Source organism: Streptomyces beijiangensis (assembly GCF_017315755.1).
GTDB lineage: Bacteria > Actinomycetota > Actinomycetes > Streptomycetales > Streptomycetaceae > Streptomyces > Streptomyces beijiangensis.
This window is the reverse complement of the sequence record NZ_JAFLRJ010000133.1, coordinates 1-8,850: the sequence shown is the minus strand read 5'-3', so window position 1 is coordinate 8,850 and position 8,850 is coordinate 1. Positions and strand designations below refer to the sequence as shown.

General features: G+C 66.7%; 7 protein-coding genes. 5 read left to right on the top strand and 2 right to left on the bottom strand.

Annotated elements, in window-relative coordinates:
- Positions 1-105: 105 nt before the first annotated feature.
- The 4 genes from J0695_RS14845 to J0695_RS14830 all read left to right on the top strand — a co-directional run bounded on the left by J0695_RS14845 (position 106) and on the right by J0695_RS14830 (position 1,800).
- Complete coding sequence (locus tag J0695_RS14845) at positions 106-282, top strand: hypothetical protein (protein ID WP_206962498.1); 177 nt, start codon at positions 106-108, stop codon at positions 280-282.
- Between the two features lie 110 nt (positions 283-392).
- The gene (locus J0695_RS14840; protein WP_206962497.1) at positions 393-791 is read left to right on the top strand and encodes a BlaI/MecI/CopY family transcriptional regulator; all 399 of its coding nucleotides are present in this window, start codon (positions 393-395) and stop codon (positions 789-791) included.
- Positions 792-800: 9 nt separating this feature from the next.
- The gene (locus J0695_RS14835) at positions 801-1,322 is read left to right on the top strand and encodes an amino-acid N-acetyltransferase (RefSeq protein WP_206962496.1); all 522 of its coding nucleotides are present in this window, start codon (positions 801-803) and stop codon (positions 1,320-1,322) included.
- Between the two features lie 145 nt (positions 1,323-1,467).
- On the top strand, positions 1,468-1,800 hold the full coding sequence (locus J0695_RS14830) for a histone-like nucleoid-structuring protein Lsr2 (protein WP_206962495.1): 333 nt from the start codon (positions 1,468-1,470) through the stop codon (positions 1,798-1,800).
- Here J0695_RS14830 and J0695_RS14825 read toward each other — a convergent pair.
- Positions 1,779-2,432 (bottom strand): SCO3374 family protein, encoded by a 654-nt coding sequence (locus J0695_RS14825; protein ID WP_242552677.1) that lies wholly within the window; start codon positions 2,430-2,432, stop codon positions 1,779-1,781. The two genes, J0695_RS14830 and J0695_RS14825, sit on opposite strands and share 22 nt — an antisense overlap.
- A gap of 435 nt (positions 2,433-2,867) precedes the next feature.
- Here J0695_RS14825 and J0695_RS14820 point away from each other — a divergent pair, with 435 nt between their 5' ends.
- Positions 2,868-5,393, top strand: a complete 2,526-nt coding sequence (locus tag J0695_RS14820; RefSeq protein ID WP_206962494.1) for an ATP-dependent Clp protease ATP-binding subunit — start codon at positions 2,868-2,870, stop codon at positions 5,391-5,393.
- Between the two features lie 243 nt (positions 5,394-5,636).
- Here the strand turns inward: J0695_RS14820 and J0695_RS14815 are convergent, their stop codons facing one another.
- Entirely contained in the window at positions 5,637-8,699 is a 3,063-nt protein-coding gene (locus J0695_RS14815) for an NACHT domain-containing protein (RefSeq protein WP_206962499.1), read from the bottom strand.
- Between the last annotated feature and the right edge of the window lie 151 nt (positions 8,700-8,850).

Below are 8,850 nucleotides of genomic sequence, written 5' to 3'. Positions count from 1 at the left end.
CCGTCCCGCTCCGCCCGGCGCCCAAGCCCTCCGAGGTCTTCCCGCCGCGCAGACTCCCCGTCCCCCCGCCCGAACAGCGCGCGGCCGGCTAGCTACTCTGTCCCTATGGACTACGTTTCCGCGCTTGTGCCCCCTGTGGTGATGGCGGCCTTCTTCATCGGCCTGGTCGTGACGATCGTCAAGAGCCAGGGCGGACCGAACAAGGCCAAGGAAGACGCGGCTGTGGATGCGGCGCTGGCGCGTGCCGAGTCCGTACAGCAGACCCCCAAGGTCACCGACTGACCGGTGCACCTGCACCGAGGGCGTATGGCTTTCCGGCCGTACGCCCTTTTTGCTGCGCAAATAACCAGCCATTCATGACATCTCCGAACATCTCCCACTATGGTGCTTCTGTGCCCCGCCAATTGGGAGAGCTGGAAGACGCCGTCATGACCCGCGTCTGGCAGTGGAACCGTCCGGTCACCGTCCGGGAAGTCCTGGAAGACCTTCAACAGGAACGGTCCATCGCCTACACCACCGTCATGACCGTAATGGACAATCTCCATCAGAAGGGCTGGGTGCGCAGGGAAGTAGCCGGCAGGGCTTATCGGTATACGGCGGTCTCCACGCGCTCCGCCTACTCGGCCGCACTGATGAACGAAGCGTGGTCCACGAGCGACAACCCGGCTGCCGCACTAGTGGCGTTCTTCGGCATGATGTCGCAGGAGCAGCGCGAGGCCCTGAAGGATGCCGTACGCGTCGTACAGGGCGACGCCGAACGCGATGAGCAGGCGCAGAACGCGGAACGATAGCGTCTGCGTATGTCAGCTGCACCAGTAAAAACCGTCACAGTGCGCCGGGCCAGGACGAGCGATGTGACCGCGGTTCGCCGTCTCCTCGATGCGTACGTCACCGAGCGGATCCTCCTCGACAAAGCAACAGTGACGCTTTACGAGTCCATCCAGGAGTTCTGGGTGGCGGAACGCGACGATGACGGCAAGGTCGTCGGTTGTGGCGCGCTCCATGTGATGTGGGAAGACCTCGCCGAAGTGCGCACTCTCGCGGTGGACGGCGAGTTCAGGGGGGCCGGAGTCGGGCACCTGGTGCTCGACAAGTTGTTGCAGACCGCCCGCTGGCTCGGGGTGCGCCGGGTATTCTGCCTGACCTTCGAAGTCGGTTTCTTCGCGAAGCACGGCTTCACGGAGATCGGCGAGACACCGGTCGACGGAGATGTCTACGCCGAGCTGCTGCGTTCCTATGACGAAGGAGTCGCGGAGTTCCTCGGTCTCGAACGAGTGAAGCCGAACACCTTGGGCAACAGCCGGATGCTTCTGCACCTGTGATCGCCGGAACGGACCCGGAACCCTATGTCCGAATCGCGCACGTTTCCCGTGTTACCGCGCTCCTGAACCTTGGACAGGGGTTTGTGTTTTCCTGGGAAAAGCGGTTTCCTTTCCGCGTACTGCATTTTCGATGAAAGGATATCCGGTGGCACAGAAGGTTCAGGTCCTTCTTGTCGACGACCTCGACGGCGTCGAGGCGGACGAGACGGTGACGTTCGCGCTGGACGGCAAGACCTACGAGATCGACCTCACCACCGCCAACGCGGACAAGCTCCGCGGTCTGCTCGAGGAGTACACCAAGGCCGGCCGGCGTACCGGCGGTCGTGGGGTGGGCCGCGGCAAGGCGCGTATCGCTGTCGGTGGCAACAAGGACACCGCCGAGATCCGCGCATGGGCGAAGGCGAATGGCCACGAGGTGAATGACCGCGGCCGTGTGCCCGCGAACATTCGTGAGCTCTACGAGCAGGCCAACGGCTGACTTTTCGTACGGTCGGCACAGTCCGTACGGCCCGCAACACCCGCACAACGCAGCAAACGGGCCCGGTGGCATTCGGTCGCCGCGGTGTCCACGAGCCGCACCAGGTCCGGAGTGCTCTCACGCTCTCCGCGCCCGGTGTTCCCGCCGGTTCCACCGATTCCGCCGAATCCGTGGAACGCGGGCAGGGTCGGTTCCACCTCGTGCCCAGGCTCGGGGGGCCGCAGCCATACGGCGGCCCCCTGCGAGCCGGGCCAGGAGGGCGGTACGGGAGCGGTGATCAGACCGCCCGTGCCGAGGGCGGTCAGCTCCAGCGGGACCGAACCCCACTCCAGCCAGTCGAGCAGCCCCGGCAGCTCGTCGGCGCTCCCCGCCGCCACCAGAAGCCGCATCCGCCGGCCCGCCAGGGCCACAGGACCGGTCACGGGGATCCGCCTGAGCACGGCGAACCCCGCGTCGGCGGGCAGCTCCAGCACATCGAAGCGCAGCCCGGTCAGCAGCTGAACCGGATCGCTGCCCGCGGTGGCCCAGCCGAGCGAGGTCCCGTACCACTGCGCACAGCCCTGTGGATCGGGACTCCGGTCACCGTCGTCGAGCGGCGAGCGCGGCTGGGGGAGGGGGAAGGCGAGGACCATGACCGGAGCAACGTCCCGGAACGGACAAGAGTTACGTTGTGTCGCCGTACGACTGCGCTCTGTTGATGCTGCTGGGGCGTACGGAGGCATTCGGGGGCGCAACGTTGTTCGCCCGTAGCTGACGGAACCGGGGTGCGCCGCATGGAGTGTCAGTGGTTACGGGTAAGACATTCCTAGTGGGAAGGGGCGACACGCAGTTCAGGCCGTCTCGCGTTCGCCATCGGCGTACTGGAGACATGGGTATCTGCCTGGCCTGCGGGAACATCGTCTCGCACCATCGGGTTGGAGCAGTTGTCGGCTGTTCGGGGCAGGAGGTCCGGAACGGGTGTCGGCAGTTGGAATGAGCTGTCCCGCCCTGCGGGACTAGCATGCGGAAGGACATGGGGAGGGGACACGCCCCTCTTACTGCCCGACCGCTCTGAGGAGCGATTAACGATGTTCGAGAGGTTCACCGACCGCGCGCGGCGGGTTGTCGTCCTGGCTCAGGAAGAAGCCCGGATGCTCAACCACAACTACATCGGCACCGAGCACATCCTCCTGGGCCTTATCCATGAGGGTGAGGGTGTCGCCGCTAAGGCCCTGGAGAGCCTCGGGATTTCGCTCGAGGCGGTCCGCCAGCAGGTGGAGGAGATCATCGGTCAGGGCCAGCAGGCCCCGTCCGGCCACATCCCCTTCACCCCTCGTGCCAAGAAGGTCCTGGAGCTGTCGCTCCGGGAGGCTCTTCAGCTCGGCCACAACTACATCGGTACGGAGCACATCCTGCTCGGCCTCATTCGCGAGGGCGAGGGCGTAGCCGCCCAGGTCCTCGTGAAGCTGGGCGCCGATCTGAACCGGGTCAGGCAGCAGGTCATCCAGCTGCTCTCCGGTTACCAGGGCAAGGAGACCGCCGCAGCAGGCGGTCCCGCCGAGGGCACGCCCTCGACCTCGCTCGTCCTGGACCAGTTCGGCCGCAACCTCACCCAGGCTGCCCGCGAATCCAAGCTCGACCCGGTCATCGGGCGCGAGAAGGAGATCGAGCGGGTCATGCAGGTGCTGTCGCGCCGTACCAAGAACAACCCGGTTCTCATCGGCGAGCCCGGCGTCGGCAAGACGGCGGTCGTCGAAGGACTGGCGCAGGCCATCGTCAAGGGCGAGGTGCCCGAGACCCTCAAGGACAAGCACCTCTACACCCTGGACCTCGGCGCGCTCGTCGCGGGTTCCCGCTACCGCGGTGACTTCGAGGAGCGTCTGAAGAAGGTCCTCAAGGAGATCCGCACCCGCGGCGACATCATCCTGTTCATCGACGAGCTCCACACCCTGGTGGGTGCGGGTGCCGCCGAGGGCGCGATCGATGCGGCTTCGATCCTGAAGCCGATGCTCGCCCGTGGTGAGCTCCAGACGATCGGCGCCACGACGCTCGACGAGTACCGCAAGCACCTCGAGAAGGACGCGGCGCTGGAGCGCCGTTTCCAGCCGATCCAGGTGGCGGAGCCTTCCCTCCAGCACACCATCGAGATCCTCAAGGGTCTGCGCGACCGGTACGAGGCCCACCACCGCGTCTCCATCACGGACGAGGCACTCGTCCAGGCGGCGACGCTCGCGGACCGGTACATCTCGGACCGCTTCCTCCCGGACAAGGCGATCGACCTGATCGACGAGGCCGGCTCCAGGATGCGCATCCGCCGGATGACCGCGCCGCCGGACCTCCGCGAGTTCGACGAGAAGATCGCGAATGTCCGCCGCGACAAGGAGTCGGCCATCGACTCCCAGGACTTCGAGAAGGCAGCTTCCCTCCGCGACAAGGAGAAGCAGCTGCTGGCCGCGAAGACCAAGCGGGAGAAGGAGTGGAAGGCCGGCGACATGGACGTCGTCGCCGAGGTCGACGGCGAGCTCATCGCCGAGGTCCTCGCCACGGCGACGGGCATCCCGGTCTTCAAGCTGACCGAGGAGGAGTCCTCGCGTCTGCTCCGTATGGAAGACGAGCTGCACAAGCGCGTCATCGGCCAGAAGGACGCCGTCAAGGCGCTCTCCAAGGCCATCCGCCGTACGCGGGCCGGCCTGAAGGACCCGAAGCGCCCCGGTGGCTCGTTCATCTTCGCCGGTCCGTCCGGTGTCGGTAAGACCGAGCTGTCCAAGGCACTCGCGGAATTCCTCTTCGGCGACGAGGACGCACTGATCTCCCTCGACATGTCGGAGTTCAGCGAGAAGCACACGGTTTCCCGTCTCTTCGGTTCTCCCCCCGGTTACGTGGGTTACGAAGAGGGTGGCCAGCTCACCGAGAAGGTGCGCAGGAAGCCGTTCTCGGTCGTCCTCTTCGACGAGGTCGAAAAGGCCCACCCCGACATCTTCAATTCCCTTCTGCAGATCCTGGAGGACGGTCGCCTGACCGACTCCCAGGGCCGGGTCGTGGACTTCAAGAACACGGTCATCATCATGACGACCAACCTCGGGACCAGGGACATCTCCAAGGGCTTCAACCTGGGCTTCGCCGCCCAGGGCGACACGAAGTCCAACTACGAGCGCATGAAGAACAAGGTCTCGGACGAGCTCAAGCAGCACTTCCGGCCCGAGTTCCTCAACCGTGTTGACGACGTCGTCGTCTTCCCGCAGCTCACGCGGGACGACATCCTCGAGATCGTCGGCCTGATGATCGGCCGTGTGGACGAGCGTCTGCGCGACCGGGACATGGGCATCGAGCTCAGCCAGTCCGCCAAGGACCTGCTCTCCAAGAAGGGTTACGACCCCGTGATGGGCGCGCGTCCGCTGCGACGCACGATCCAGCGCGAGATCGAGGACACCCTCTCGGAGAAGATCCTCTTCGGCGAGCTGCGCCCCGGCCACATCGTGGTCGTGGACACGGAGGGCGAGGGTGAGGCGGAGACCTTCACCTTCCGCGGCGAGGAGAAGTCGGCTCTGCCCGACGTCCCGCCGATCGAGCAGGCGGCAGGCGGCGCCGGCCCGAACATGACGAAGGAAGCGTAGGCGGCTGACGCCTTGCGCTGAGGGCGGCCCCGGAACCGACTGGTTCCGGGGCCGTTCCTCGTTTTCTGCCCTTCCTGCCTCAGATGGTCAGAACTCCCGCAGATCGGCGTTGAGTTGCCCGACATGCTCGTACACCTTGAAGCCGACGCCCGGGATCAGGGCGGCGGCACGGCGGCCGGACCGTAGTCGACGTAGTGGAGGCGGGTGTTGTCGCTCGTCGTCCGGAAGGGAATGGCGTCCGGCTCAATACCCGTACGTGCGCGGGAGGGCGGTGAGGGCTGCGTCCGGGAAGAGGCTCTCGTAGGGCCCCGTGTCGACGGACTGACCTGGTAGCGGGATCAGGGTGACCGTACGGACATGAGGGAAGAGGGCAGGCAAGGCAGAGAGGTCCTCGGTCCCAGTGAACTGCGGCAGGAAGAGCTGCTCGACGCGGGCAAAGGGGCGGGCGCTCTCCACGGCCGCCAGCATCCTGCTGTTGAGATTCAGACACTGGAGCGAAGGGAGGGCGGCCACTTCTTCCCAGTCCCTGGCGGTGAGGGGGCCTGGTTCGGGGCCGATGCTCAGTGTTTGGAGCGTAGGCCAGCGGCCGAGCCCGCGCAGGCCGCTGCTGGTGAGAGTGTTACGGCCCAGGAAGAGGAACTCCAGTGGGGCAGAAGCCGGGAGTGCGGACAGGCCGTTCCCGGGGAGAGCCAGCTCGCTGAAGCCGAGCGTTTTGAGGCCGTCGAGTATCTGTAGCCCTTTGAGGCCGGAGAGTTCCGGCAGCGAATAGAGGTGCAAGCTGGTGAGAGGCAAGTCTTCCAGCGGAGAGAGGTCTGCGACTGCGGGGCAGTCGATCAAGGACAGAGAGGTCATCCCGGTGAGGCGCGTGAGCCAGGCGAGATCGTTCACGTTGGGGTTGTCGCTGAGGGCCAGGCGCGTGATCAGGCTGGGATCCAGGACCTGAGTCATGTCCTCGATGCTGTGGGGGCCGTGCAGTCCGACGCAGGGTCGGGGGCCCATCCTGTCCAGCGCCCGCAGTCTTTCGGGGGAGTCGATTGTGATGGAGAGATCGTCGGGGTCGAGGTGGGCGATGACCTCGTCTGCGTACACGTCAGTGTTGAACCGATGCCAGGTGCCGACGAGTTGTGCACGTACGCGGAGATCTGGGTGGGAGCAGTAGCGCTTCAGCACGGGGAGTGCCGCATCCGTGGCGATCATGGATGCGGTGACCGTCACATAGTGCGCGACTTCGTCCGACAGCCCCCCGGGACCTGGCAGCAGCCCCAGCACCAGTGGTCCCGCCTCGGCCAGGGCGCGGGCCTCTTCCACGGTTCGTGGCGGTATCAGTTCGGCTGCCCGGGCCTCCACCTCGGCCCGCACCCGGGGGTCCAGCTCCGTTGCGTGTTCCAGGCAGGCCATGGCGAGCAGGCGCAGGCGGGCGCCGGTGGTCGCAGGTGTCTGCGTACGGTCGGCCTCGGTCTTCAACTTCTCCAGGAGTCCGACCCGTTCGTGCGGGCGGGCATGGGCGACCGCCATCCGGATCACGTCCTCCCACTGAGGGTCGGCCGCATGGCTCGCCAGGACGTCGAGGTGGCCGTCCTCCACGGCGGCCCGGGCGCCCAGGTAGTCCAGGAAGGTGCGGTGGACGAAGTCGACCACGCCGGGGCCCGGTTGGCGCAGCAGGCCGCTGCGAAGCAAGAGGTGGCGGAAGACAGCGGGGGCGTCCGCGGTGCCGGAGCTGATGGTGATCGAGGGGAGGGCGCGGTCGATGAGGGACTCGGCGGTGGTCTCGTCCATCTCGGTACGGCCGCTGAGGATCAGTGCGTACGCGATGCGCTGGAGTAGGGCGAGGCGGGCCGGTTCGCTCATCTCGAGGCCGTCGGGTGTACTCATGCCGCGCTCCAGATCGCGGCGGGTGAGAAGCATGGCGAGGGCCGCGTCGTACAGCTCCTTGCGGTCCTGGGGGAGGTAGCCGCGGCGCTCGCGGTGCAGGGCGCAGATCAGGCCGCACATCAGGGGGTTGGTGGCGAGGCGGGCCAGGTCCGGCTTGGCGCGCAGGGCGCTGAGGAGGTCGGTTTCGTACGAGCATGCGTCCGCGGCCCGGTGCCAGCGCTGTACGAACGCCGCCACGTCCGTGTCGGTCATGCGGGCGAGGGTCAGCTCGCGGAAGCCGTCCAGCCAATCGGGCCGTACGGCGGTGGGGCGTGAGGTGACAAGCCAGCGGTTGCCCGGGAATGCGCGGGTCAGGTCGAGGAGCCAGTCCTTGATGCGGGTGCGGTCGGGGCCTGGGATCTCGTCGAGGCCATCGACCATGACCAGGGCACGGCCGGAGCGCAGTACGCGTTCGGTCCAGCCGTCCGGCGGGGTATGCGGGCAGGCGACGGAGGTGAGGAAGCGGTCCGGTGTGGGGAGAGTGTCGGAGCGGATCAGGGTGCGCAGGGGCAGGACGAAGGGGATCCGGTCGCGGTCCGTGGTGATCGCCAGCCACTGGACCAGGGTGGTCTTGCCGGAACCCGCGTCGCCCCGCAGCAGCACCCGGTCGTGGTCCAGGAAGGCGTCCTCCGCGTGGAGGCGGACGGGGTCAGGCGTGAGCGGTACGCCTGAGGCGTCCATCGTGCGGGTGTCGGGGCAGGTTGCGCTGAGGCTCAGATAAGCCGCGTCCAGCGGCCACCGCTCGGGAGAGTCGCGCAGGTCGATCCCGTAGATGGTGAGGGCGTTGTGCTTCTGCGCGATGTGTTCGAGGTAGCGGCGCTCGAAGGCCGCGTCGGCCGATCCCGGCAGGGGATTGCGGGCTATCAACTCGTCGATCAGCGCGATGAGTTCGCCCTGCCTGCGGCTCTGTGTCACCAGGGTCGCCGGGATGAACGTGGAGCGCTGGGTGAAGAAGTTCAGGATGTGCAGGCAGGCGGTTTCCAGGAGACGTTCGTAGAAGTACGTGGCGTCCGCGGAGAGTTCGCGCTCCGGGGTGTCGGCCGCCCGGCGCAGTTCGCGGGCCAGGGCGGTGTGGCCCAGTTCCACGGCCGCGACGTCGCTCAGGGTGAGGTCGCCCAGGGCGTAGAGCGTGGTGGTGAGCGCGTCGACCACGGCCCATCGCTCGTCGGTGGGAGCCGGGCTCTCTCCCGTACGGAAGGCCTCGTCGACCAGGGCAGCCGCCAGATCGTGCATATCGGTGCCGTCGAGGGTGCGTTTCTCGCCCTTGAAGGAGACGTACGAGGCGATGCGGACCGGTCTGTCGACCAGGCCCGCGCCCGGGCCCTCCGACTGGAAGAGTTTCCTGATGAGCGGGCTCGCCACGCTCGACGCGATGCGCATGACTACGGGATCCACCACGACGCGAAAGCGTAGTAAAGGTTCCAGGACTTTGGTCCCGAATCGGAAGGCCTTAGGTCCCACCGGCGGTGACAAGGCGCACAGGGGTTTCGGAGCCTACTAGGCGCAGTAGGAGATCCGCTTGGGGTGGATTCGGGACTTTCGGGGT

Coding starts and splice junctions, on each gene's coding strand:
- J0695_RS14820 (WP_206962494.1), top strand. CDS start 2,868: ATGTTCGAGAGGTTCACCGACCGCGCGCGGCGGGTTGTCGTCCTGGCT.
- J0695_RS14825 (WP_242552677.1), bottom strand. CDS start 2,432: ATGGTCCTCGCCTTCCCCCTCCCCCAGCCGCGCTCGCCGCTCGACGAC.
- J0695_RS14835 (WP_206962496.1), top strand. CDS start 801: ATGTCAGCTGCACCAGTAAAAACCGTCACAGTGCGCCGGGCCAGGACG.
- J0695_RS14845 (WP_206962498.1), top strand. CDS start 106: ATGGACTACGTTTCCGCGCTTGTGCCCCCTGTGGTGATGGCGGCCTTC.